At 69.9% G+C, this 23,579-nt stretch carries 23 protein-coding genes; 6 read left to right on the top strand and 17 right to left on the bottom strand.

Translation table 11 applies throughout. The features are described 5' to 3' along the window. Position 1: 1 nt before the first annotated feature. The 4 genes from PGN25_18540 to PGN25_18525 all read right to left on the bottom strand — a co-directional run bounded on the left by PGN25_18540 (position 2) and on the right by PGN25_18525 (position 2,831). Positions 2-742 carry an organic solvent tolerance protein OstA gene (locus PGN25_18540; protein ID MEH3119517.1) on the bottom strand — a complete coding sequence of 247 codons (741 nt, stop codon included), beginning with the start codon at positions 740-742 and terminating at the stop codon, positions 2-4. After that, positions 739-1,518, bottom strand: coding sequence for a lipopolysaccharide-assembly, LptC-related protein (locus tag PGN25_18535; protein MEH3119516.1), 780 nt, complete (start codon positions 1,516-1,518; stop codon positions 739-741). Before PGN25_18535 ends, PGN25_18540 begins: the two co-directional genes overlap by 4 nt. A gap of 213 nt (positions 1,519-1,731) precedes the next feature. Then, a complete protein-coding gene (locus tag PGN25_18530) occupies positions 1,732-2,361 on the bottom strand; it encodes a ribonuclease D (protein ID MEH3119515.1) in 630 nt (209 codons plus the stop codon). 98 nt (positions 2,362-2,459) lie between these two features. After that, entirely contained in the window at positions 2,460-2,831 is a 372-nt protein-coding gene (locus PGN25_18525) for a helix-hairpin-helix domain-containing protein (protein MEH3119514.1), read from the bottom strand. 250 nt (positions 2,832-3,081) lie between these two features. Here PGN25_18525 and PGN25_18520 point away from each other — a divergent pair, with 250 nt between their 5' ends. After that, positions 3,082-3,414: a CsbD family protein gene (locus PGN25_18520; GenBank protein ID MEH3119513.1), complete on the top strand. Its 333-nt coding sequence runs from the start codon at positions 3,082-3,084 to the stop codon at positions 3,412-3,414. A gap of 263 nt (positions 3,415-3,677) precedes the next feature. Here PGN25_18520 and PGN25_18515 read toward each other — a convergent pair whose 3' ends face one another. Beyond that, on the bottom strand, positions 3,678-5,078 hold the full coding sequence (locus PGN25_18515) for a sensor domain-containing diguanylate cyclase (GenBank protein MEH3119512.1): 1,401 nt from the start codon (positions 5,076-5,078) through the stop codon (positions 3,678-3,680). Between the two features lie 399 nt (positions 5,079-5,477). Between PGN25_18515 and PGN25_18510 the strand changes: the two genes are divergently transcribed. Together PGN25_18510 and PGN25_18505 are read left to right on the top strand one after the other, a co-directional pair. Next, entirely contained in the window at positions 5,478-6,794 is a 1,317-nt protein-coding gene (locus PGN25_18510) for an MFS transporter (GenBank protein ID MEH3119511.1), read from the top strand. Between the two features lie 282 nt (positions 6,795-7,076). After that, positions 7,077-7,640 (top strand): CoA-binding protein, encoded by a 564-nt coding sequence (locus PGN25_18505; protein MEH3119510.1) that lies wholly within the window; start codon positions 7,077-7,079, stop codon positions 7,638-7,640. Positions 7,641-7,703: 63 nt separating this feature from the next. Here PGN25_18505 and PGN25_18500 read toward each other — a convergent pair whose 3' ends face one another. From PGN25_18500 to PGN25_18490, 3 genes are all read right to left on the bottom strand, one after another. Beyond that, on the bottom strand, positions 7,704-8,129 hold the full coding sequence (locus tag PGN25_18500; protein ID MEH3119509.1) for an organic hydroperoxide resistance protein: 426 nt from the start codon (positions 8,127-8,129) through the stop codon (positions 7,704-7,706). Between the two features lie 153 nt (positions 8,130-8,282). Then, positions 8,283-9,545, bottom strand: coding sequence for an MFS transporter (locus PGN25_18495; protein MEH3119508.1), 1,263 nt, complete (start codon positions 9,543-9,545; stop codon positions 8,283-8,285). A gap of 5 nt (positions 9,546-9,550) precedes the next feature. Next, positions 9,551-10,540, bottom strand: a complete 990-nt coding sequence (locus PGN25_18490) for a MaoC family dehydratase (GenBank protein MEH3119507.1) — start codon at positions 10,538-10,540, stop codon at positions 9,551-9,553. 445 nt (positions 10,541-10,985) lie between these two features. On the opposite strand from PGN25_18490, the gene PGN25_18485 reads away from it, so the two are divergent. Further along, positions 10,986-12,131, top strand: a complete 1,146-nt coding sequence (locus PGN25_18485; GenBank protein ID MEH3119506.1) for an acyltransferase — start codon at positions 10,986-10,988, stop codon at positions 12,129-12,131. Positions 12,132-12,153: 22 nt separating this feature from the next. Here PGN25_18485 and PGN25_18480 read toward each other — a convergent pair whose 3' ends face one another. The 9 genes from PGN25_18480 to PGN25_18440 all read right to left on the bottom strand — a co-directional run bounded on the left by PGN25_18480 (position 12,154) and on the right by PGN25_18440 (position 21,799). Beyond that, positions 12,154-13,125, bottom strand: coding sequence for a type II secretion system F family protein (locus PGN25_18480; protein ID MEH3119505.1), 972 nt, complete (start codon positions 13,123-13,125; stop codon positions 12,154-12,156). Positions 13,126-13,324: 199 nt separating this feature from the next. After that, positions 13,325-14,296 (bottom strand): type II secretion system F family protein, encoded by a 972-nt coding sequence (locus PGN25_18475; protein ID MEH3119504.1) that lies wholly within the window; start codon positions 14,294-14,296, stop codon positions 13,325-13,327. Further along, positions 14,293-15,744, bottom strand: a complete 1,452-nt coding sequence (locus PGN25_18470; GenBank protein MEH3119503.1) for a CpaF family protein — start codon at positions 15,742-15,744, stop codon at positions 14,293-14,295. Before PGN25_18470 ends, PGN25_18475 begins: the two co-directional genes overlap by 4 nt. A 49-nt stretch (positions 15,745-15,793) precedes the next feature. After that, a complete protein-coding gene (locus PGN25_18465; protein MEH3119502.1) occupies positions 15,794-17,038 on the bottom strand; it encodes an AAA family ATPase in 1,245 nt (414 codons plus the stop codon). A gap of 84 nt (positions 17,039-17,122) precedes the next feature. Next, positions 17,123-17,869, bottom strand: coding sequence for a CpaD family pilus assembly protein (locus PGN25_18460; GenBank protein MEH3119501.1), 747 nt, complete (start codon positions 17,867-17,869; stop codon positions 17,123-17,125). Positions 17,870-17,893: 24 nt separating this feature from the next. Beyond that, positions 17,894-19,387, bottom strand: a complete 1,494-nt coding sequence (locus PGN25_18455; protein ID MEH3119500.1) for a type II and III secretion system protein family protein — start codon at positions 19,385-19,387, stop codon at positions 17,894-17,896. A gap of 11 nt (positions 19,388-19,398) precedes the next feature. Beyond that, complete coding sequence (cpaB, locus tag PGN25_18450; GenBank protein MEH3119499.1) at positions 19,399-20,184, bottom strand: Flp pilus assembly protein CpaB; 786 nt, start codon at positions 20,182-20,184, stop codon at positions 19,399-19,401. 527 nt (positions 20,185-20,711) lie between these two features. Further along, a complete protein-coding gene (locus PGN25_18445) occupies positions 20,712-21,230 on the bottom strand; it encodes a prepilin peptidase (protein ID MEH3119498.1) in 519 nt (172 codons plus the stop codon). Positions 21,231-21,601: 371 nt separating this feature from the next. Further along, positions 21,602-21,799: a Flp family type IVb pilin gene (locus PGN25_18440; GenBank protein ID MEH3119497.1), complete on the bottom strand. Its 198-nt coding sequence runs from the start codon at positions 21,797-21,799 to the stop codon at positions 21,602-21,604. Between the two features lie 361 nt (positions 21,800-22,160). Here PGN25_18440 and PGN25_18435 point away from each other — a divergent pair, with 361 nt between their 5' ends. Both PGN25_18435 and PGN25_18430 read left to right on the top strand, forming a co-directional pair. Continuing rightward, positions 22,161-22,643 carry a pilus assembly protein N-terminal domain-containing protein gene (locus PGN25_18435; protein MEH3119496.1) on the top strand — a complete coding sequence of 161 codons (483 nt, stop codon included), beginning with the start codon at positions 22,161-22,163 and terminating at the stop codon, positions 22,641-22,643. A gap of 162 nt (positions 22,644-22,805) precedes the next feature. Next, entirely contained in the window at positions 22,806-23,486 is a 681-nt protein-coding gene (locus PGN25_18430) for a 50S ribosomal protein L25/general stress protein Ctc (GenBank protein ID MEH3119495.1), read from the top strand. The last annotated feature ends 93 nt before the right edge of the window (positions 23,487-23,579 follow it).

The raw sequence follows: 23,579 nt of genomic DNA, 5'->3' as shown, positions 1-23,579 counted from the left end.
ATCAGTTCGCCTGCGCCCGCGTCTTGACGGCAGGTTTCTCGGCCGCCTTTCCGCCGGGCCTGGCCGCCATGGCCGGAGCCGCACAGCCCTTCGGCCCGCCGCCCTTCGCGGCGCCGCTCCTGTCGGCGCCCTCGCCGGGAACGAACATCGCCGAGACGCGCCCGCCCGCCACCGGGTCCATGTTCGCCCGGCCCGTGGCCATGTCGTAGACGAGGCGCGAGCCGCGGGTGACGTTCTGGCACTGGCTGAGCACGACGTTGCCGGTCAGCACGATGCGCTTGGCGACCTGATCGAACACCGCGTTGTCGCCGGTGGCGACCTGATCCTTCTGCGCCACGGTGACGGGACCGGCACACTCGACCTTGCGGATGCCGTTGCCGTCGCCGCCCAGCGCACCGGCCGCCTTGGCCTTGACGTCCTCGGATGCCGCGGGCTCCGCCTTCGCGGCATCCTTGTCCTTGTCGCGCTTGTAGTGGACCGTCATCGCCGAGCAGCGGATGGTGCTCTCGCCCTGTACCGCCACGACGTTGCCGGCGAAGATCGCCTTGTTCTCCTTGTCGAACACGTCGAGGCGATCGGCATCGATCTTGATCGGCCCCTTGCCGCCGCCGACGGTGCCGAGCGGCGCGGACGCCTTGTCCTTGCCCGCATCCTTGCCGGGCTGCTGCGCCTGCGTGCCGGCGAACGGCATCGCCAGCAACAGGAGGCCGACGGCGAAGGCCGGGCCGAGACGCGCACTCATCGCACCCGCTCCGCGGGCTCCGCCGAGGAGGTGCGGATGCGCTCGCGCTCCGGTCCCGCCTCGGCCGTGGCGACCCTGGCCTCCTCCGGCTTCGCGGCCTTGTCCTCGCCGTGGAACACGGCGTGCACGCGGCCGACGAAGGAGATGACCCGCCCGTTCTCGACCACGTCGAGGCTGTCGGCGACGATCGAGCCTGACGGCACGGTCACGGTCACGGCCTTGGACGAGCGCAGGCTGCCGGCCTTGAAATCCACGGTGGCGACCGAGAGGCGAACCTCCTCGCCCTTGTCGGTCCGGAGACGGATGTCGTTCTCGAGATTGAGCGATTCGCGGGTGGAGTCGAACACGCCGCCCTGCGCCTCCAGATAGGCGCGGCCGCCCTTGTCGTCGGTGGCGACGTGGCCCTTCATGGCCTGAAGCTCGATGATGCTGGGCCTGCGCACGTCCTGCTGCGCGGCATCGGCGATCACCTCGTAGCCGCGCTCGCCCTTGCGGAAGCCGGACAGGCGCGGATTCTCCATGGTGACCTTGGTGCCCGACACGCTGATCGGGCCGATGGACACGTCGGGGATGCGGCCCGAGAGCGGCCCCCAGAGCACGACCGCGGCCAATCCCAGCACGGCGAGGCCGGCGGCGAGCGGGATCACCCGGCGCAGCGTCCGCACCTGCGCCGAATGCCGGCGCGCCCGACCGTGCGCCCGCCTGCGGCGCGCGTTCTCGTTCGCGGCGAGCGCGAGGAGATCCGTCTCCGTCTGGATGGTGTCGGCCGCCTGCATCGCGTTCCTGAGGGTCGGCGCGCCCGCACGCGCGCCCTGCCGGCCGGATGCCCCGGTGCGGTGGCGAAGTTATGGCCTCGTCCGGGAGAAATGATCAACGTCGCCCGCGTGCGCCCCCGCACCGAAAGCGGTGCGGCGCACGCCGCCTCGGCAGTCTTCCGCGCAGGCGTTGCGCTCCGGCATCGCTGCGGGCGCCGCCCGAAGCGCTTCCCGTCAGGTATGAGCGAAGATGTCGACCTCCGGCCAGCCGGCGAGATCGAGCCTGGCCCGGGTTGGCAGGAAGTCGAAGCAGGCTCGCGCCATCTCCGTGCGGCCCTCGCGGGCGAGCATCGCATCGAGTCGCTCGCGGGCGGCGTGGAGGTGGAGCACGTCGGATGCCGCGTAGTCGATCTGCGCCTGGCTCAAGCTGTCGGCACCCCAATCCGAGGATTGCTGCTGCTTGGAGAGATCGACGCCGACGAGTTCGCGCACCACGTCCTTGAGGCCGTGGCGGTCGGTGTAGGTGCGGGCGAGCTTGGAGGCGACCTTGGTGCAGTAGACCGGCGCCGGCATCACGCCGAAGGCGTTGAACAGCACCGCGAGGTCGAACCGGGCGAAGTGGAAGATCTTGACGACGCTCGTATCGGCCAGGACCGCCTTGAGACGCTCCGGCGCCGGGGCGCCGGGCCGGATCTGCACCACGTCGGCGCTGCCGTCGCCGCGCGAGATCTGCACCACGCAGAGCCGGTCGCGGTGCGGGTTGAGCCCCAGCGTCTCGGTGTCGATGGCGATCGCCGCGCCGGGCTCGAAACCGGGCGGCAGGTCGCCGTGATGGAGGCGGATCCGGGTATGGGCGGCGGACATCGTTTCGCGACAGACTTCGAAAGGCGGGTCCGGCGGCGCGTAGCACCGCCGGACCCGGGCGGAAAGCCCGTCATCCGCCTCGGCTCACGGATGCGCGCCTATTTCTGCTTGGCGATGATCCTGTCCTTGATGCCGGCATAGACCGCCTCCGGCAGGATCTTCTTGCGGACGAGATCATCCTTGCCGCGATAGGGACGCCCTTTGACGATGGCGGCCGAGCGCGCCGCGCCGATGCCCTTGAGCTGGCTCAGTTCCTCGGCGCTGGCCGAGTTGATGTCGATCGGCGCCGCCGTCGCGTCCGCCTTCTCGCCGGCCGCCTTCCCGGTCTGGGCGGCGGGCGGCGTCGCGGGCGCGGAAGCGGGCGGCTTCGCGGGTGCGGGCGATGTGGCGGGGCTCGGCGCCTGCGCCAGCGCAGGCGCCGCGGCGAGGCCGATCAGAACGGTGAGGGTGCGCAGAAGAGAAGAACGCATGTCGATCTCCCGTACATATCGGGCGGCGGGGCGCCGCGCCGGCTTCATCCACGTAGAGCCGTTCGGTTGAACCGTATTTGAACGCCATGGATTCCCCAATCGGACCGTCGGCGCCGGAACGTTTGCGATGGAAGCATCCTCCCCCTTGCGGAACCTGCCTGCTCGCAACTCGTTCGTGCACCGCCGCGGCACCGGTGGGCGCCGTTCGGCACGCGGCGGATGCCGTGGAACAATCGAGAGGACACCGGCGATGGTCGACAGCAGCAGGATCACGGGCGCCGCCCGGGAGGTCGGCGGCAAGGTGCAGAGCGCCTTCGGCGACGTGACCGGCTCGCGCGACGATCGCGCGGAGGGCCGTCTGCGCGAGGCGGCCGGACGGGCGGAGAACGTCTACGGCCAAGCCAGGGACGCCGCGCGGCACGTGGCGGACGAGGCCTACGACGCGGCCGGGGACGTGTACGACCGCGGTCGCCGCACCCTGCGGGAAGGCCACGAGCGCTCCGTCGCGTGGCCGCACACCTCCCTCCTCATTGCCGGCCTGATCGGCTTCGGCCTCGGCCTGCTGGTGCGCGGCCGCGACTGAGGCTCGAACTTCTCGCTCGGCGCCGGGGCATGGTTCGTCGGCTCCGGCATCGTGGCCTCCCTCGTCGGCGGCCTGATCGCCGCGCCGAAGCCGGCGACCCTGATCGTCCGATCGATCGCTTCGGGTTCGGCCCCCCTCCGTCCTCGCGAGCGGCCGCGAAGCGATCCAGGGCGCGACAGGTCCGGAAAGGGCGCGCCCTGGATCGCCACGGCTTCGCCTCGCAAGAACGCAGGAGAGGCCGAACTCATCGACCGGATGTCGGATCAGGCGTCGGCGAAGCGGGTCCGGTTGCGGCCGCCTTCCTTGGCCTCGTAAAGCGCCGCGTCGGCGCGACGGTAAAGCTCCTCGGCCGCCTCGCTGCCGCGGCTCACGGCGAGGCCGATGCTGATGGTGACCGTTCCGGGCCCGATTCCGGCCGCGGACACGGCAAGACCTGCGACCGCGCCGTGCATGGCTTTCGCGACGCGCTGTGCGCCGTCCCGGTCGGTCGCGGGCAGCAGGACGGCGAACTCCTCCCCGCCGATGCGGGTCGCGAGATCGCCGGGCCGGCGCAGGCTCGCCGTCAGGCTGTCGGCGAGCCCCCTGAGCACCACGTCGCCGACGGCGTGGCCGTGGCGGTCGTTGATGCGCTTGAAATGATCGGCATCGATCACGAGAAGCGCGAGCGGCCGGCCGCTGCGCCGGGCCGCCTTCCATTCGCGCTCGAAGACCTCCTCGAACCGCCTGCGGTTCGGTAGAGCCGTCAGTGCGTCGGTGTGCGAGAGGCGAGCCAGTTCCGCCTGCATCGCCGTGCTGCGGCGCAGCTCCCGCCCGAGCAGCAGCGAGAGCAGGATGGCCAGGCCGCACAGCACCAGCACCGCGAGGCCGATGACCACGGCCTTGCTGCGCCAGTCGGCCTCGATCTCCCGCGTTCCGAGGGCGACGTTGAGGACGAGCGGCAGGTCTCCGACCTGCGTGAAGGCGTAGTAGCGCTCGACCCCGTCGCGGACCGAGACCCCGATGAAACTGCCGCTGCGCTCGGCGACGAAGCGGCGGAAGGTCGGCGCCCCGGCGATGTTGGCTCCGAGATCGGCCTCCACGTAGGGGTAGCGCATCAGGCGGGTGCCGTCGCGCAGGTAGAGGTTGATCCCCCCTTCCCGCCCGAGGCCGATCCAGCCGAACAGGGTGCTGAAGTAGGACAGCTTGAGGCTCGCCAGCACCACGCCGCCGAACGTGCCGTCCGGCTTGTCGATGCGGCGGCTCAGCACGATCACCGGCTCGCCCATCAGGTGCGAGACCAGCGGCGGGCTGATGACGAGGCCGAGATCGGCCCGCGCCTTGTGGGCCTGGAAGTAGCCCCGGTCGGCATTGCTGACGCGGCGCGCCGGCACGGCGTTCGCGTCGATCACGCTGTCGCCGTTCTCGTCGAGGACGAGCATCACCCCCATGTCCCGCGCGGTCACGGCACGATCGAACAGGACGAGCTGGCGCAGGGCCGGACTGATCTCCGTCACGCCGGGCGCCTTGAGATTGTCGACCACGGCTTGCAGCGACAGGTCGATGATCTCGACGTTGCGGGCGATGTCTCGTTGGATCACCTGAAGCAGGTTCTTCGAGGTCTGCTCCGCCTTGTCCCAGGCATCCTGGCGCAAGTCGAGCAGCATCGACCCCGACAGCAGCAGCATGCCGACGGGCGCGAGGACGCCGAGGAAGGTCCGGCCCCGGGCGGATCGGAGGTGCCGCACGAGGGCCAGGATCGGCGCTCGGATCGCCGAACGCCCCTCGTTCGCCCCGGCGGGCTCGCTGTTCGTGTCAGGCATGGCAACATCGGCAGGGATGGCTCGCTCCCATCGCGCGCGATCCGCTAAGCCTTCCTTTGAGTCGCGAGGGATTTCCGTTCCGCGATCCCCGCATGGCTAAGGCCGCGTTACCGCACGCATACGTGATGCCGAGATCGGGATTAACGGCGACCGGCCGGGGAACGAAGACGCGAAAAGGGACTTGGCGGCGAGATCGAAGCGCCCTCCGGCAACTTGGAGACGGCGGCGTCGATCTCCCGACATCTCAGTTCGCGAGAACCGCCGATGCGTGTCGAGCGCCCGTCCACCGCCCCCGCGTCGCGGCAGCCCTCGCTCCGCGCCCTGCGCGGCCTCGACCTGCTCAACCTCACCCTCGCCGACGTCCGCGACGGCCTCGGTCCCTATCTCGCCATCTACCTGCTCGCCGTGCGCGGCCCCGAGCAGGGCTGGAACGAAGCGACGATCGGCCTCGTGATGACGATCGCCGGCATTGCCGGCCTGCTGGCGCAGACGCCCGCGGGTGCCCTGATCGACCGCACCAAAGCCAAGCGCGGCGTCGTCATCGCCGCGGCGGTCCTCGTGACGCTGAGCTGCCTCGTCCTGCCCTGGATCTCGAACTTCACTCTCGTCGCCGGCACGCAGGCGGTCGCCAGCATGGCCGGCTCGGTCTTCGCCCCGGCCCTGACCGGCATCACGCTGGGCATCGTCGGCCCGAAACTGTTCTCGAAGCGCATCGGCCGCAACGAGGGCTTCAACCATGCCGGCAACGCCGTCTCGGCGATGCTCGCGGGCGGGCTCGCCTACCTGTTCGGCCCGATCGTCGTGTTCTGGCTGATGGGGATCCTCGCCGCCTGCTCGATCGGTGCGATGCTGCTGGTCCCGGCCGCGGAGATCGACGACGACCTCGCCCGCGGCCTCGACTGCGCGGAGGAGCGGAATTGCGAGCAGCCCTCGGGCCTGAGCCTGCTCCTGCGCAACCGCCACCTCATGCTGTTCGCGCTGCTCTGCGCCGCCTTCCACCTCGCCAACGCGGCGATGCTGCCCTCGGTCGGCCAGTTGCTCACCAAGGTCGTGGGCAAGGACAACGCGACCTCGCTGATCGCGGTCTGCATCGTGGCGGCGCAATGCGTGATGGTGCCGATGGCGGTGCTGGTGGGCGCCAAGGCCGACGGCTTCGGGCGCAAGCCGATCTTCCTCGCCGCCTTCGGCGTGCTGGCCCTGCGCGGCGTGCTCTACACCGTCTCCGACAACCCCTTCTACCTCGTGGCGGTCCAGTGTCTCGACGGCGTCGGCGCCGGCATCTACGGCGCGCTGTTCCCCATCGTCGTGGCCGACCTCACCCGCGGCACCGGCCGGTTCAAAGTGGCGCAGGGCGCGGCGGCGACCGCGCAGGGACTCGGCGCGGCGCTCAGCGCGACGCTGGCCGGCGTGGTCATCGTCGGCGCGGGCTACGCGGCGGCCTTCCTCGTGCTCGCGGCCATCGCGGGTGCGGGCTTCGCCCTGTACCTGCTGTTCATGCCCGAGACGCTCGGCTACGAGCCCCGCCCGACGGACGCGCCGCCGAAGACGCCCACGGCACCACTGGCGGTGCCGGCCGAGTAGGCCGCCCGCGATCCGGCCGGCGCAGGACGTTGACGTTCGGGCTCGTCGTCACGGCGAGCCCCACCGGGCCGAGAGTCGAGAGGATCGCCGTGTCGAGCGCGTAATCGGTCAGGGCCGTCATCGACGGGCCGGAGACCGGGGCGCAGGTGGCGGTCGAAGCCATCCGCGCGCAGAGCGGTCCGACCGCCCGCGTTCGTGGAAGGCGCGGTCTCCTCCAGGCGCGTCGTGGTCAGGCTGATGGCCCGCCTTGCAGCACGCCCGCGCTTGGCGGACAAGGGCCGCATGATCCCGACGCTCGACAGCGTGCCCTCGGGGCTCGCCACCCGGCACGACCGCTATCCCGATGCGCAGATTCGCGCGATCCTGAAGGACACCCGCACGATCGCGCTCGTCGGCGCCTCGGCCAACCCGGCCCGGCCGAGCTACATCGTGTTCAAGTATCTCGCCGAACGCGGCTACGCGGTGAGCCCGGTCAATCCGGGGCTCGCCGGACGGAGCCTGCTCGGCCGCCCGGTCATCGCCCGGCTGTCCGACCTCGGCGAGCCGGTCGACATGGTCGAGATCTTCCGCAATTCCACGGCGGCGGGGCCGCTGGTCGACGAGGCGCTGGCGCTGCCGGTGCCGCCGAAGGTGATCTGGATGCAGCTCGGCGTGCGCGACGACGCGGCCGCCGCGCGGGCCGAGGCGGCGGGCGTCACGGTGATCATGAACCGCTGCCCGAAGATCGAGTACGGGCGGATCTCCGGCGAGATCGGCTGGACGGGCGTGAATTCCCGCATCCTCAGCGCGAGGAAGCCGCAGATGGCCAAGGGCGGGTTGCAGAAGCGGACGATCGAGGGACCGTGACGACAAGACGCCCCCGGCTCACGAGCCGAGGGCGCTTCGAAGCGAGGCCTGCAGGCGTGCGGCTTACGCCAGCGTCAGCCCGACATCCACGTTGCCGCGGGTGGCGTTGGAGTACGGGCAGATCTTGTGGGCCTCCTCGACGAGGCGCTCGGCCTCGGCGCGGTCGAGGCCCGGCAGGCTGACCTTGAGGTCGGCGGTGATGCCGAAGCCGCCCTCGGAGCGCGGACCGATGCCCACCGTCGCGGCGACGGTGGTGTCGGCGGGCACCTTCACCTTGAGCTGGCCGCCGGCGACCTTCAGGGCGCCGATGAAGCAGGCGGAATACCCCGCGGCGAAGAGCTGCTCGGGGTTGGCGCCGGGGCCGCCCGCGCCGCCGAGTTCCTTCGGGGTCGAGAGCTGAACCTGGAAGCTGCCGTCCTCGGTGCGGGCGGTGCCGTCGCGGCCGCCGGTGGCGCTGGCGGTGGTGCGGTACTTGACGTCGACGGTCATGGGTTACGTCCTCGTGGTCGGTGTCGGGAGGGCCGATCCGTTCGGCTCGGCGGCGGGATAGCGGGTAACTAGATTGCGCGCAATTAAAATATGTCTTCCGCTCCTCGCGCAGCGCATGGCAGGCCGCCGGAAATCGACCGAGCTGCCAGAACCTTAACCATCCCGCCCGGTCTCCGGCATGGCGGCGACGGCGGCGAGGCTGATCCCGGCGGCGAGTCCGAGATAGAGCCCGACCGCGCCGATCCCTTCCCATCCGACGAGCCATTGCGCGGCGAGCGGCGCGCCGGAGGCGCCGACGATGCCGGCGAGGTTGTAGGTCACCGAGGCGCCGGTGTAGCGCACCCGGGTCGGGAACAGTTCGGGCAGCAGCGCGCCCATCGGCCCGAAGATCCAGCCCATGGCGAACAGCGCGAGGCAGAGGAAGCCGAGCACAAGCGCGGGCTCGCCGCTGCCGAGCATCGGCCCCAAGGCGGCGCCGAGTGCGGCCGTGACGGCAAGGCCCGAGAGCATCACCGGCTTGCGTCCGAAACGGTCGGCGGCCAGTCCGGACAGCGGAATCGCGAGCACCATGAACAGGATCGCCACGCACTCGAACAGCAGGAAGGTTTTTCGCGCGTAGCCCAGCGTGCCGGTGCCGTAGCTGAGGGCGAACACCGTCGAGAGGTAGAACACCGCGTAGGCCGCCACCATCGCCAGGGTGCCGAGCAGCGTCGCCCTGAGATGCGCGGAGAAGATCGTGGCGAGCGGCACCCGCTCCGGCGGTGCCTGTTCGAGGGCGGCGCGGAAGGCCGGGGTCTCGGTGAGCTTCAGGCGCACGTAGAGCCCGACGCCGACGAGGGCGGCGGAAGCGAGGAAGGGCAGCCGCCAGCCCCAGGCCTCGAAGTCGGCCGGGCTCAAGGTCACGCTGAGGCCGAGAAACAGGAGGTTGGCGGCGATGAAGCCGATCGGCGCGCCGAGCTGCGGGAAGATGCCGTAGAGGGCGCGACGCCCCGGCGGCGCGTTCTCGACGGCGAGCAGGGCCGCCCCGCCCCATTCCCCGCCGAAGCCGACGCCCTGGCCGAAGCGCAGGAGACAGAGCAGGGCCGGGGCCCACCAGCCGATGCTGGCATAGCCCGGCAGGCAGCCGATCAGGACGGTCGAGACGCCCATGATCATCAGCGAGGCGACCAGGGTCGCCTTGCGCCCGATCCGGTCGCCGAAATGCCCGAAGGCCGCCGCGCCGACCGGCCGGGCGAGGAAGGCGATGGCGAAGGTGGCGAACGCCTGGAGCGTCTGCACGCCGGCCGCACCGGCGGGGAAGAAGATCGGTCCGATCACCAGCGCGGCGGCGGTGGCGTAGATGTAGAAATCGTAGAACTCGATTGCAGTGCCGACGAAGCTGGCGGCCAGGATGCGTCGGGCGGAGGGAGGGCTCATGCCGCTCACGCCCGCCACTGCCAGAACACCGAGCCGGTGAATTCGAAGACCGGCTCGCCGCGCTGGTTCCGTGCTGTGTTGTGGTGGGTGGCGATGCCCCAGCCCGGCCGCGAGGCCGAGGCGCGCCTGTCGACCAGCCGGCTGGCGTAGCGGATGGTGTCGCCGGCATAGACCGGCCGCAGCCAGCGCATGTCCCTGAAGCCCGGCGAGGGACCGAGTTGCGGCACCGGCCCGGATCGGGCGGCGAGCGCGATGTCGCGCGCGAAGGTGGCGTGGAGCCGCTTCATCCAGACGGCGGCGGTCTGCCAGCCCGAGGCGCAGAGCGCGCCGAAATGCGTCGCCCGCGCGGCCTGCGCGTCGAGGTGGAAGACCTGCGGGTCGTAGGCCCGCGCGAAGGCGATGATCGCCTCCGCCTCGAAGCGATGGGCGCCGAGATCGCGGATCGCGCCGATCTCGGCCTCGGCGAGGTAGGGCAGCGGCACCGCATCCCGGGGCTCGGGCACGGGGTCGGTCTCCGTCGCCGGCACGACCGGGCGTGGCGCCGGCGCGGCCCCCGCCCTGGCGAGCAGAACCGCGAAGGCTTGCGTCATCACCGCCTCGCCGCGCCCGTTGGTCAGGGTCATGGCGAGACGCACCATGCCGCGATCCGGCTTCGAGGCGGAGGGGCGAACGTCCTCCACGCGGATCGCGGCGCTCAACGAATCGCCCGGCAGGACGGGTTTCAGCCAGCGCAGGGCGGCGATGCCCGGCGAGCCCATCGAGGTCGCCCGCGACAGCAGGCCCTCCGCGAGCAGGCGCATGCCGAAGGCGGCCGTCTGCCAGCCCGAGCCGATCAGGGTGCCGACGAAGGTGTCCTTCGCCGCCGCCTCGTCGAGATGGAAGGCCTGGGGATCGTATTCCCGGGCGAAGGCGACGAGCGCGTCGCGGGTGACGGTGACCGGTCCCGCCGTGAATTCCTGGCCGGGCGCGAGATCGTCGAAGGTGAGCAGTGCCATTTCGTGCCGCATCGCGGGTGAAGATCGACCCGTGGCTACAGCATCGGACGGCCAAGCGCGACCGGGATGGGCGCCGGCGGCAGGGCCATCGCTCGAAGCCGCGCGAGCGGCTTCGCGGCGCCAAGGGACACAACCAGGCGCCAAGGGACACAACCAAGAGCGCCGGCGCGGAGCGGGGTTTCAGGACATCGGTCCTGACAAGCATCGAGCGGAGCGAAAGCCCAAGGGGCCGAGATGTCCGCGGAAGCCGGCGCCGGCGATTGAGGCCTGCAAAAAACCAGGGCGATCGCTTAAAGCGGTTGCCCTGCGGTCGCGCGTTAAGCCTAGCCGCGATTGCGCAGTGCGCCCCGAGGCCGAGAACGACGCGGATCGGTTAGGTTTGCGAAAAGGGCGATCGGCGGCGACACCGCCGAGACGCGTCGTCGGCCCCCACCCGGACCCCCTCATGCTCGACCGGAAGGCACGGGAAATCCAGCTCGACGTCATCCGCGGCGTCGCGATCGTGCTCGCCATGGGCTGGCACCTCAACGGCGGCACCATGGCCTACGCCGCGAGCGCCGCGTGGCTGTATCCCGGCCGGATGATCGGCTGGGCCGGGGTCGATCTGTTCTTCGTGCTGAGCGGCTTCCTCGTCGGCGGCCTCGTCGTGCGCGAGGTGAGCGCGACGCGGGGCTTCGACTACCGGCGCTTCCTGATCCGGCGCGCCTTCCGGCTCTGGCCGGTGCTGTACGTCTATCTGGCGATCCAGGTGCTTCTGACCGACCGGCCGTGGACCGGCTTCGTGCCCCAGGTGCTGCTGCACGTGCAGAACTATTTCGAGACGCCGCTGCACCATCTCTGGTCGCTCGCCGTCGAGGAGCAGTTCTACCTGCTGATCGGGCTGTCCCTGCCGTTCCTGGCGCGCCTGCGCCTGAGCGCCCGGCATGTCCTGGCGGGGCTCGTCGGCCTCGTGCTCGCGACGTGGCTGCTGCGCCCGATCGTGGCGCTCGCCGGCCTCGATCCGGTCGCGATCCAGATCCAGACCCAGTACCGGCTCGACGGCCTCGCGCTGGGCGTCGCCCTCGCCCTGCTGTCCCAGCGCTTTCCGGCGCTCTACGCCCGGCTGGCCCGGCCGCGCCTCGCGAACTTCGCCGCGGCGCTGGCCGCCTTCGCCGCCCTGTTCTGGCTGAGCGACGATCCGTGGCGCTCCTGCCTCGGCTACACGCTCGCGGCCGTCGGCTCCGGCTTCGCCATCCTGGCCCTCCATGGCAGCCGTCACCGCTTTTTCGCCTCGCCCGCCGCCCGGGCCCTGGCGATCATAGGCCTCTATTCTTATCCGATGTATATCTGGCACAACGGCATCGGCAACCGGATCACGCCGCGGCTTGCCGAGATCGCCGGAATCACCAGCCCCGATCTCGTGGTGATCGCCAAGTACGCCCTCTCGATCCTGCTGGCGATCGCCATCGGTCTCGCCGTCGAGCAGCCGTTCATGCGGCTGCGGGACCGGTTGTTCTCCAGGCCGGGCCCGAAGCCGGTGGAGGCGAGCGGCCCGCCCTCCCCCGGCCTCGCGGATTCCGTGCCGGCCCGCCCAGCGCGCGACCTGCCCTGAAGCCTCGCGCCGGATCCGGCCTTCAATGCATCAGGGCATAGGCCTGGATGCCGGCCGGCGTCAGGATCACCACGAACAGCACCGGCAGAAAGAACAGGATCATCGGCACGGTCAGCTTCGGGGGCAGCGCGGCGGCCTTCTTCTCGGCCTCCGTCATGCGATGGTCCCGGCTCTCCTGCGCCAGCACCCGCAGCGCCTGGCCCAGCGGCGTGCCGTAGCGCTCGGCCTGCATCAGCGCCGTGGTGAGCGACTTGACGATCTCGAGTCCGGTGCGCTGCGCGAGGTTCTCGTAGGCCACCCGCCGCTCGGGCAGGAACGACAGTTCGGCGGTCAGCAGGGCCAGTTCCTCGGCCAGCACGACCGACTGGCTCGCGATTTCCACGCTGACCCGGCGGAAGGCGTTCTCGATCGACATGCCGGCCTCGACGCAGATCAGGCAGAGATCGAGGGCATCGGGCCAAGCCCGACGGATCTCCGCCTGCCGCTTGGAGGTGCGGTTCGACAGATAGACCTCCGGCAGCTTGAGGCCGAAGAAGCCGGCTGCGAGGACGATGCCGATCCGGATCGCGAAGGGCTGGTCGAGCACCTCGAGCACGAACAGATAGAACAGCGCGACCGCCGTGAGGACGATCGGCATCACGAGGCGGAAGAACAGGAAGGCGGTCTCGGCTCCGGCGCCGCGGTAGCCCGCCATGCTCAGCTTGATCTTGGCGGTGTCGGTGCCGAGCCACCGGCTCAGGTTGAACTGCTCGACGACCCGCTTCATGTAGGCCTTCGGCTCGGCACGCAGCGTGGCGCGGCTGTTGAGCCGTTCGCGCTCGCGCTGGCGGATCTGCTCGCGTTCGTCGCTGACGAGCTTCATCCGCTTGCCGAGCTGATCGGTCTCGATCAGGGGCTGGACCAGGGTGAAGACCGTGGCCGCGGCGGCGATGCCGGTCAGCACCGTCGCGACGGTGCGCGGGGCGAGTGCGGCGTTGACGACATCATCCAGCATCGCTGTTCATTCCGCTCCTCCATCCGAGGCGGCTCGCACCGCCAAGCCCACAACGGCATCCACCTTCGGCGCACACAGCACCTTGTACCAAGCTGCAGGAAAGCCGACCGATGGTCGGCTTTCCTGCGACCGGCGGACGCCCGCCGCCGCGCCTTCGCGCGGGCAACCGGCGATGAGTCAAGGTCATCGCCGGTCGGTATTAGATGTCGAAGCTGATCATCTTCTTCATGACGAGGATGCCGATGCCCATCCACACGCCGGAGAGCACGAGGGCGATCTTGCCGATCGCGGTCGTCCAAAGCAGCGAGGTGTAGTCGGGACTGGCGAGGTAGGTCGTCAGCGCGACGAAGAACGGCAGGGCGCCGATGATGACCGCGGAGGCTTTCGCCTCCATGCTCATCGCCTGGATCTTGCCGGCCATCTTCTTGCGCTCCCGCAGCACCCGCGACAGGTTGCCGAGCGCCTCGGACAGGTTGCCGCCGGCCTTCTGCTGGATGCCGATCACCACGGCGAAGAAGTTGACCTCGGTGACGGGCACGCGCTCGTACATGCGCAGGATCGCGTCGGCCATCGGGATACCGAGCGTCTCCGCCTCGATCGCGACCCGGAACTCGCCGCGCAGCGGCTCCTTCGCCTCGCGCGAGATCATGCGCAGGCAGTCGCCGAGCGGAATGCCGGATCGCAGGCCGCGCACCACCACATCGATGGCGTTGGGCAGTTCCTGCACGAATGCCGCGATGCGCCGCTTCTGCAGGCGTTTGAGCAGCCAGGCGGGCACGCCGAGCCCGCCGACGAACAGGGCGAGCAAGCCGACGAAGGGGTTGCCCGACAACACGAAAACACCGAGGCCGAGGACGCCCGCCATCATCGCGGAGACGAGGTAGTACTTCCGGCGCGTCCAATCGAGCCCGGCCCGGGCGAGGCGCAGTTCGAGCGTGACCTTGGTCTTGTCCCGCTTCGCGTCCAGTTCCTTGAGGCTCTTGGCGACCTGCTCGCGGCGGTTGGCGGCGGCACCGCGCTCGACCAGGACAGCCCGCGACTGGCCGAGCGCCTTGCGGCGCTGGTCGGCCCGCTTCTCGCCCGACAGGTAGGGCATCAGGAAGACGTAGGCGACCGCCCCCGCGGCCACCGCCACGAGGCCCGCCGCCAGCGGCGCATCGATCGCGCTCACGGCGTCTCCTCCGTCCGAGCCGCGGCGGCGTCCAGGGCGGCGGCGAGCGCCCGCTCCTCGCCGTAATAGCGGGCCCGCTCCCAGAAGCGCGGGCGGCCGATCCCGGTGGAGCGGTGGCGGCCGATCAGGCGTCCGTTGGCATCCTCGCCGAGCACGTCGTAGACGAACAGGTCCTGGGTGATGATGACGTCGCCCTCCATCCCCATCACCTCGGTGATGTGGGTGATGCGCCGCGCGCCGTCGCGCATGCGCATCGCCTGGATGATCACGTCGACCGATCCGGTGATCATCTCCCGCAGCGTGCGCGAGGGCAGCGCGAACCCGCCCATGGTGATCATCGATTCGATCCGCGCGAGGCATTCGCGCGGGGAGTTGGCGTGCAGCGTGCCCATCGAGCCGTCGTGGCCGGTGTTCATCGCCTGAAGCAGGTCGAAGGCCTCCGGCCCGCGCACCTCGCCGACGATGATCCGCTCGGGCCGCATGCGCAGGCAGTTCTTCACGAGGTCGCGCATGGTGACCTGCCCCTGGCCCTCCAGGTTCGGAGGCCGGGTTTCGAGGCGCACCACGTGCGGCTGCTGAAGCTGGAGCTCGGCGGCGTCCTCGCAGGTGATGACGCGCTCGTCGTGCTCGATGAAGGCGGTGAGGCAGTTCAGCAGCGTCGTCTTGCCCGAGCCGGTGCCGCCCGAGATCACCACGTTGCAGCGGACCTTGCCGATGATCTGGAGGATCTTCGCGCCCTCCGGCGAGATCGCCCCGAAGCGCACGAGCTGGTCGAGGGTGAGCTTGTCCTTCTTGAACTTGCGGATGGTGAGCGCCGGCCCGTCGATGGCGAGCGGGGGCGCGATGACGTTGACGCGCGAGCCGTCCGGCAGGCGCGCGTCGCAGATCGGGGAGGCCTCGTCGACGCGCCGGCCGACCTGGCTGACGATCCGCTGGCAGATGTTCATCAGTTGCTGGTTGTCGCGGAAGCGCACGGCGGTGAGCTGGATCTTGCCGCCGACCTCGATGAAGGTGCGGTCGGCCCCGTTCACCATCACGTCGGCGATGTCGTCGCGGGCGAGCAGCGGCTCCAGGGGACCGTAGCCGAGCACGTCGTTGCAGATGTCGTCGAGCAGTTCCTCCTGCTCGGCGATCGACAGGACGATGTTCTTGAGGCCGATGATCTCCGAGACGATGTCGCGGATTTCCTCGCGCGCCGCCTCGCCTTCGAGCCGGGCGAGCTGGGCGAGGTCGATGGCCTCGATCAGCGCGCCGAAGATCATGCTCTTGGTGCGGAAGTAGTCCTCCGATTTCGGCTGCGGCGGCACGGGCGCCGGGCGGCTCGGCGGCAGTTCGGGACGCGGGCGCGCGGCCTCCTGCTGGAGGATCGGCGGGGCGGCCGGCACCGGCCCGGCGGCGGGTGCGGCCGGGACGGGAGCCGGGGCGGCGGTGGAGCGTCGGCCGAACATGGCGCCTCGCCCTCAGCGGCTTCGGGTGGAGAGGGGGGACGGCACGATCTCAGGACGCCTTCTTGCGGGTCAGCCGGGCGAGCAGCGGTTCGAGGATGTTCGCCCGGGCGCGGCGGATCTCGGCCCGGCCGGTCACGACGGCGGCGAGGTCCGAGAAGATCTCGGCGGGCTTTGAGCCGGCCTGCACCTCGGCGATCATCTGGCCGTTGTTGGCCGCGGTGCCGAACAGGGCGGGCTCGAACGGGATCACCGCCTGGAGCGGCAGGTCGAGCGCCTTGGCGAACTCCGCCGCCGCGATCTCGGGCCGCTTCGGCACGCCGGCCCCGTTGAGGATCACCCGCGCCCGCGCATCGTTGGGCCGCTGCTGCTGAAGCAGGGCGAGCAGGTTCTTGACGTTGCGCAGGCAGGCCAGATCCGGCGCGGCGACGATCAGGATCTCGTCGGCGCCGACCAGCACGCGGCGGGTCCAGGCCGACCATTGATGCGGCACGTCGAGGACGATGCAGGGCACCGCCGCCCGCAGCAGGTCGGTGAGCGCGTCGAAGGCGGGCTCGGTCAGGTCGACGGTGCGGTCGAGGGTGGCCGGTGCCGAGAGCAGGCTCAGGTTGTCGGCGCATTTCGAGAGCAGGCGGTCGAGCAGGTTGGCGTCGAGCCGCTCGGGCGCGAACACCGCCTCGGCGATGCCCTGGGGCGGATCCTGGTTGAAGTTGAGGCTGGCCGTGCCGAAGGCGACGTCGAGGTCGGCGATCACCGTGGCGGTGCCCTGCTCGCGGGCGACGGTCCAGGCGAGATTGTGGGCGACCGTCGAGCTGCCGACGCCGCCCCTGGCACCGTAGACGGCGACGGTGCGCCCGACGGGCTTGGTGCCCGGTGCCGTGAACAGGTCGGAGACCGCCGTGATCATGTCGACCGGCTCGACCGGCGCCATCAGGTACTCGCTCACCCCGCGCTGGATGAACTGCCGGTAGAGCAGGACGTCGTTGACGTGGCCGACGACGAGCACCTTGGTGCCCTCGTCGCAGACCTCGGCGAGCTGGTCGAGGCATTCGAGCGGCCGCGACTTCAGGCCCATGAACTCGATCAGGATCACGTTGGGCGTGGGCGCGTGCCGGTAGGCCTCGACGGCGGCCGCCCCCCCGCCCATCTGCACCTTGACGTGCGCCTTGCGCATCCGGCGGTCCGCGGCGATGCCCTCGATCATCGCCGCCGTCTCCGGCGCCTCGCAGAAGGCCTGGATCGTGATCCGCGGCACCGGGGCGATGGTCCGCTCTGAAGCCTCGTGGGTATCCGGCATGACGCGTGGGTTCCGGTTCGGATGGCCGTGGGGCGGCGAAGGGTCGGGGGTGAGAGCGGCACCGCCCGCGGCGGGCGCGTTCGCCTAGTCGCTTCTCACGTCGTTGTTGACGTTCGTCTTTCCATCCTGCCGCCATTCGGTTGACGGATCCTTGCCCTCGCGCAGCCGACCGATGTCCTGGGTGCGGCGGATCGTGTCGATCCGGCCCTCCGGCCGGCCGCGCACGAGGTCGATCGGATCGGCGACCTGAGCGGCGATCGTGGCCTGCGTGGCGCAGCCGAGGTTCCAGCTCGGTTCATTGGACCAGTCGGCCCGCAGGTCGCTGGCACCGAGATCGCGCGGCCACAGCCCGCACTTGTCGGCGACCTTCGCCTGCATGCGCTGGAAGCTCAGGCGCAGGGGCGCGGCCAGATTCGGGTTCGCGACCGGGTATGCGCCCACGCGGACCCCGCCGGGCGGCAGGCCCATCGCGTTCGCCAAGCGCCGGATCGCCGCGCCGGTGCGCTCGACCGGCCCGGCCAGGGCCGGCGACACGCCGCGGGGCACCTCCACGACGAGGAGGCCTCGGCCGTAGCGCCGGTACTCGACGAGGAAGGCCTCGATGTCGGCGCGCTGACGCGGATCGACATGGCCGATGCCGGTGGGGAACACGTCGAGGGTACGGTCGGCATCGGCCAGCACGATCGGGTGCCGGGTGCGCACGTCGATCGGATAGGTCGAGCCGGTGGCGGCGACGCGCTCCGCCCGGCAGGCGCCGAGAAGGCCCGCGGCCAGCGCCAGGGCAAGCAGCGGCCCGACACGCGAGAGGGGGATTCGGGGAGTGGCGGACATCGGTCTTCGATCCTGCTTGAGGCGTCAGTCGGCGATGAAGCCGACGCGGCCGCGATAGGCCGGCCCGAGGGTGCCGCCGCCGACCGTGCCGTAGAGCTTGTTCAGCCGCCCGAGCAGCACCGCCTGCCCGTCCGGCGCGTCGACGAAACCGTCGTCCGGCCGCTGCACCTGCCGCGCCTCCATGGCTTGCGCGATGAACGGCGTGACCATGATCATCAGTTCGGTCTCGTCGCGCTGGTAGTCGCGGGAGCGGAACAGCGCGCCGAGGATCGGCAGGCTCATCAGGCCGGGGAGGCCCGAGATCGCCGCGCGGTTCTTCTGCTGGATCAGGCCGGCGGTCATCATCGTGGCGCCGGAGGCGAGCTCCACCGTCGTCTCGGAGCTGCGCTTCGTCGTTGCCGGAACCGGCGTGACCCGCGTGGAGCCGGGAAACGTGAAGCTGTAGCTGTTCTGCTGATCGAGTTCGGTCACGTCGGTGGCGACGCGGATCGAGATGCGGTTCTCGGCCAGAACGACAGGCGTGAAAGCCAGACTCACGCCGTAGGGCTTGTAGGTGAGCGAGACCGTACAGGCCGCGCCCGCCGTCGCAGCCGAACAGTTCGAGGGTACCGGAATCTCGCCGCCAGCCGTGAACTTGGCGGCCTCACCGGAGATCGCCGTCAGCGTGGGCTCCGCGAGGATGCGCGAGACGCCGGCCTGCTCGAAGGCGCGCAGTGTCGCCTGGAGCGAGAAGCCGCCGGAGCGGACGGAGGCCGACAGGGCATTGCCGTCCGGCGTGTAGGAGCCCGTCAGCGGAAACAGCGTGTTGTTCGTCAGGACGTTGCCGGTCGGGCTGAGCGGATTCAGCGCGGCCCAGTTGCCACTGACGTTGATCCCGAACTGCTTCAGCACGGATCGCGCCACCTCGACCACGGTGACGCGGATCATCACCTGATCCTTGTTGCGGATCGTCAGGTTGTTGATGACCGCACCGCGGGTCGCGCTGCCCGCCCCCCCGATCCCGACGAAGGCGTTGGCGATGTCGAGCGCCTGCTGCGCCTCGGACGCCGCGTTCACGCTGCCCGAGAGGACGAGCGAATCGCCGACCGCCTTCACGTCGAACCGGCCGCCGGGCAGGCTCTGGAGCAGCGACTGCCGCAGGACGTTGATGTCGCGGGCGATGGTCACGTCGAGCGCCGCGATCTGGCGCCCCTCGGCATCCATCACGAAGATCGAGGTGGCGCCGTTGTCGATGCCGATCAGGAACAGCTTGCGGCTGGAGCGGACGACGGCGTTGGCGACCGCCGGGTTGGCGACGAACACCTCCTTGGCGTCGCGCGGCAGATCGACGATCAGCGAGCGGCCCTTGCTCAATTCGACCCGGCGCGAGACGGCCGATTCGTTGGGGCCGATCGTCAGGACCGCGGCGTTCGGGGCTCCGACCTGGGCGTCGGCCGGACCGGTCAGGGCGGCCACGGCGAGCCAAGCGCCGGAGAGAAGGGGGAGAGCGATCCCGCGGGAGCGGCTTTGGAGCGACATCGGTCCCGTCCTCACCGGCGCTGCTGCTTGGCGACACCGAAGCGCACCACGGTCATGGCCCCCTCGGTCGGCAGATCCGCCTCCTCGGCGATCGAGGCGGTCCGGCTGGAATCCTGGATGCTGCGCAGCACGAGCGAGAGCTGCCCGATCTTCTGCGCCAGCGTGACCGCCTCGGCCTGCGACGGCGTGAGGGCGAGGGTCGCGGTCTCCGCCGTGACCACGTTCGCGCCGCCCTTCTCCTGGACGATCTGCCCGACGGCGAGCACGCGCACGTCGCTCAGCAGCGTCTCGGCGAATGGCTCGCCGCCATCGTTGCTGGTCGTGATGACGTCGACATGGTCGTTGGGCAGGATGAAGCCGCCCGCCGAACTCGACCCGCGGGTATCCGTGGTGATCGCCACCGCGCGCATGCCGGAAGGCAGGATCGCCGACATGAAGCCGCTGCCCGCCTTGACCAGGCGTTCGGACCGGATCGGCTCGTTCGCCGAGAAGCCGGTGCGGATGATCGAGCCGACGGCCTCTTCGAGGGCTTTGGGCGAAGCGCGGCGTTCGATCAGACCGGGCGAGACCGCCTGCTCCGGCCAGGGCACCCAGCGCAGATCCTCGGGCTTGAGGGTCTGCCCCATCGGCAGTTCGGCGGCCGCGACCAGAACCTCGCCCATCGGAACCGGCGCGGGAGCCTCGACCTTGGCGGCGGCCACGGGCTCGGGCGGCTTTTCCTCTCCGCTCATCAGCAGAGCGGCGCCGCAGCCCGCGACGATCGCGATGCCGAGGACGGCGAGACGGGCTGGCTTCATGGCAGGGTCGGAACCGTGGCGACGGCTCCGTCGCCGTCCGGTTCCGAGACTTGCCCCGGATTCGTCAAGTTAAGGTTAACCGAACGTGACCGCACTTCCTCCGGAGCGTCTCAGCCGAACCGCTTTCGCCGTATTAACCAGGATCGACGAACCCAAGCCCGGCCGGATGCCTGATACCAGCCGGCGACGAGAACCACGCATCCTCGGCTGCCCTCGCGACTGCGAGACGGCGGGCATCCGCCGGACGCGATGATTCCGATCATCGGTCGATCATCGCCGCTTGGTTATGAGGCTGCCGATAACGATCCTCAGAGCCTGTTTGACTGCGGTGATCCCATCTTTCCCCTCATCCTGAGGTGCCGCGTGAGCGGCCTCGAAGGGGGCTCCAGGAATCGCGCGGGATCTGGAGCACCCTTCGAGGCCTCCGCCGCGCTCCGGCACCTCAGGATGAGGGTGGGGACGGGAGTGGGCTTTCCTCTCGCCTTGCCGTTGCCTGACGAAGACACGTCGGCCGCTCAAACAGTCTCTCAGGCGAGAACGAGCCGCTCCCAGCCGACCGCGCTCGGCAGCACCACCAGCGCCGCCGCCGCCAGGGCGATGCCGTAAGGAATACCCGTTTTGGTATCGTGCAGATGCACGGCGAAGGGCAACCGTAGGGCCTGTTTCGGGAGTGGGTAGGTGCGGGCGTAGATGATCGCGAGGGTCAGCGCCCCCCCGAGTATCGAGGCGACTATGAGATAGTCCGCGAGATGATCGAGACCGAGCCAGAGAGCTGTTCCAGCAGCGAGCTTGGCGTCACCCCCACCGACCCATCCGCGCGCGAACATCGTAAAAGCAGCGATGAGCGTCAGCACACCCGCTACGACGTGTGACGTCAGCTCGGCCGGAGTCATGCCGGACACCAGGACGTTCAGCACGAAGCCCACGACGACGAGGACGGTCACACGGTTGGAGATCCGCATGGTCAGCAGGTCGCTCGTGGCGGCGTAAGCCATGAGGAAGGGAAAGACGCCGCCGAGAAGCAAGGTCGCCAAGGTCTTCGACAAGGAACTCTCCGCAACGGTCCCCTGATCGGACCGGGACTGGCGACTGAGCGACCGAACGCGCGATCACCGGCCGCTTCGCCGGTCGGCGTCGCAGAGACGATTCGTGATGCGATCCATCGGGACGGTCACCATCGAGATCCGTGGATGATCCGCCTGCTATGGGCAGTCCCCGCCCTTGCCACGGTGCAAGCGACTGCCGATTGGGAGCCGTATTGCGCGGTCCCGGACTGTGTCGCCTCGCAGCGTCGTGGCTCGGAAGGGTGGCGGAGAACGGGAGCAAGGCGGTTCGCCTATCGCGAATCAGTCCGCCGTCCCGTTCTCACCGCCCGGTAGTACTTGCGCCGGCCTCGAATGCGGCAGTACGACTCAAGTCAGTTGCTGCCGGACGGGATCTTGGCAGCCTGGGTGTTCAGTTGGGTTCCGAGCGTCCCGAAGGCGGTGGTCAGGCTCGTCTTGAACGCGGTAAAGATTGCCACGACAGCAATGCCCATCATCGCAGCAACCAGGCCATACTCGATGGCGGTAGCACCGGACTCGTCGGCAACGAAACGCTTGGCGATGTTCTTCACGATGATCTCCACTTGTCTAAATTTTGTGGGCGACCGTCGGAAGGCTGTATAGGCTCCGATCGGCGACGGGTCGAGATGTAGTCCCGACGCGTTGCGTTTGAGTTAAATCGACCTTCGAACCAAGCCTCGTTCCGGACGTTCGATCGCCTCAGTTAACGACACCTTGTCCACATCCTTAAACTTGTACATCGAAGGCCGACACAGGCTCAGGCGCAATTCGGGCCGAGACGCAGTTAGCGCTTCCTTCATCAGTTTCCTGTTCGTTACCGCGACGAGAGACGCCCCCTACGATCGCATCGTGGTGCGGGCGGACATCGGCGGTGCGCCGCCGGACCTTCGTGCGACCGGATCACTCGAAGCCATGCCCCGCCTGCGCCCTGCCCGTTTCCCGCTGCGTACCGCCCCGGCGCTCCTGGCCCTGCTCGTCCTCGCCGCGCCCGCCCGCGCGAACGAACCCACGCCGCAGGGTGCCGTCTCGGTGCAGGTCGACAACGCGAAGGTGATCCGCCTGCCGGAGAAGACGCAGACCGTGGTGGTGGGCAATCCGATGATCGCCGACATCACGCTGCAGAAGAACGGCGTCGTGGTGCTCACCGGAAAGAGCTTCGGCACCACCAATCTGATCGCCCTCGACGGAAAGGGCGCGATGCTCGCCGAATCGACCATCAGCGTGCAGGCGCCGCAGGCCTCGATCATCACCGTGCAGCGCGGCCTCGACCGGGAATCCTATTCCTGCACGCCGAACTGCCAGCCCGCGGTGCAGCTCGGCGACGCCACCAAGTATTTCGACGAAACCAGCAAGCAGGCCGAGCAGCGCCGCACCATGGCGACCCCGAGCCGGTAAAGCCGAGGGCGGCCGTTGCCACGCGGCCGCGTTGCGTGTATGGCGCAGCCCGCGCCCTCGAGACACCCTTGGAGGCACGGGCGCGCTGGGGAACGGTCGGGCCGTCCGCTTCGGGCGGCCTTTGTCGTTGGCCCGGGCCATTCATTCGAGAAGGATCACGCCATGAGCGCCACCAAGACGCTTGAGGCCGTGGCACGCGACCGGGTCGGCAAGGGGGCCGCCCGGGCCGTTCGTCGCCAGGGCCAGATTCCCGCCGTCATCTACGGCGGCAACCAGGCCCCGCAGGCCATCGCCGTCGACCTCATCCGCACCCGCACGCTGATCTACGCCGGCGGCTTCAAGACCACGCTGTTCGACATCACCGTCGGCGGCAAGAAGACCCGCGCGATCCCGCGCGACTTCCAGCTCGATCCGGTCAGCGGCGTGCCGCTGCACGTCGACTTCCTGCGCGTCGTCTCCGGCCAGACCGTCACGGTCGACGTTCCCGTCCACTTCGTGAACGAGGAGAAGGCGCCGGGCATCAAGCAGAAGGGCGGCACGCTCAACGTCGCGCTGCACACGGTGTCGCTCGACGTGGCGCCCGACCAGATCCCGGATGCGATCGAGGTCGATCTCACCGGCCGCCAGATCGGCGACGTGATCCACGCCGCCGACCTGCGCCTGCCCGCCGGCACCTATACCGGCGAGCCGACCGACACGGTCGCCAACATCCTGCCGCCGACGGTGCTCGGCGCCGAGGTCGAGGCCGAGGAGGCCGCGCTCGCCGAGGCGCAGTCCGCCGAGGCCGCCGGGGAGAAGGCGGAAGCCGAGGCCACCGGCGAGAAGAACGAGACCGAGGCGTAAGCCGGAGCGGGCGCGAACGGCGCCCGCTCCTTGCGCATCCATCGATGCCCCGGCCGCCCGGCCGGGGCATTTCCGTTCGTCGGGACACGGAAT

This window comes from Methylorubrum populi, from assembly GCA_036946625.1.
GTDB classification, from domain to species: domain Bacteria; phylum Pseudomonadota; class Alphaproteobacteria; order Rhizobiales; family Beijerinckiaceae; genus Methylobacterium; species Methylobacterium populi_C.
This window is presented reverse-complemented; position numbering and strand designations above follow the sequence as displayed.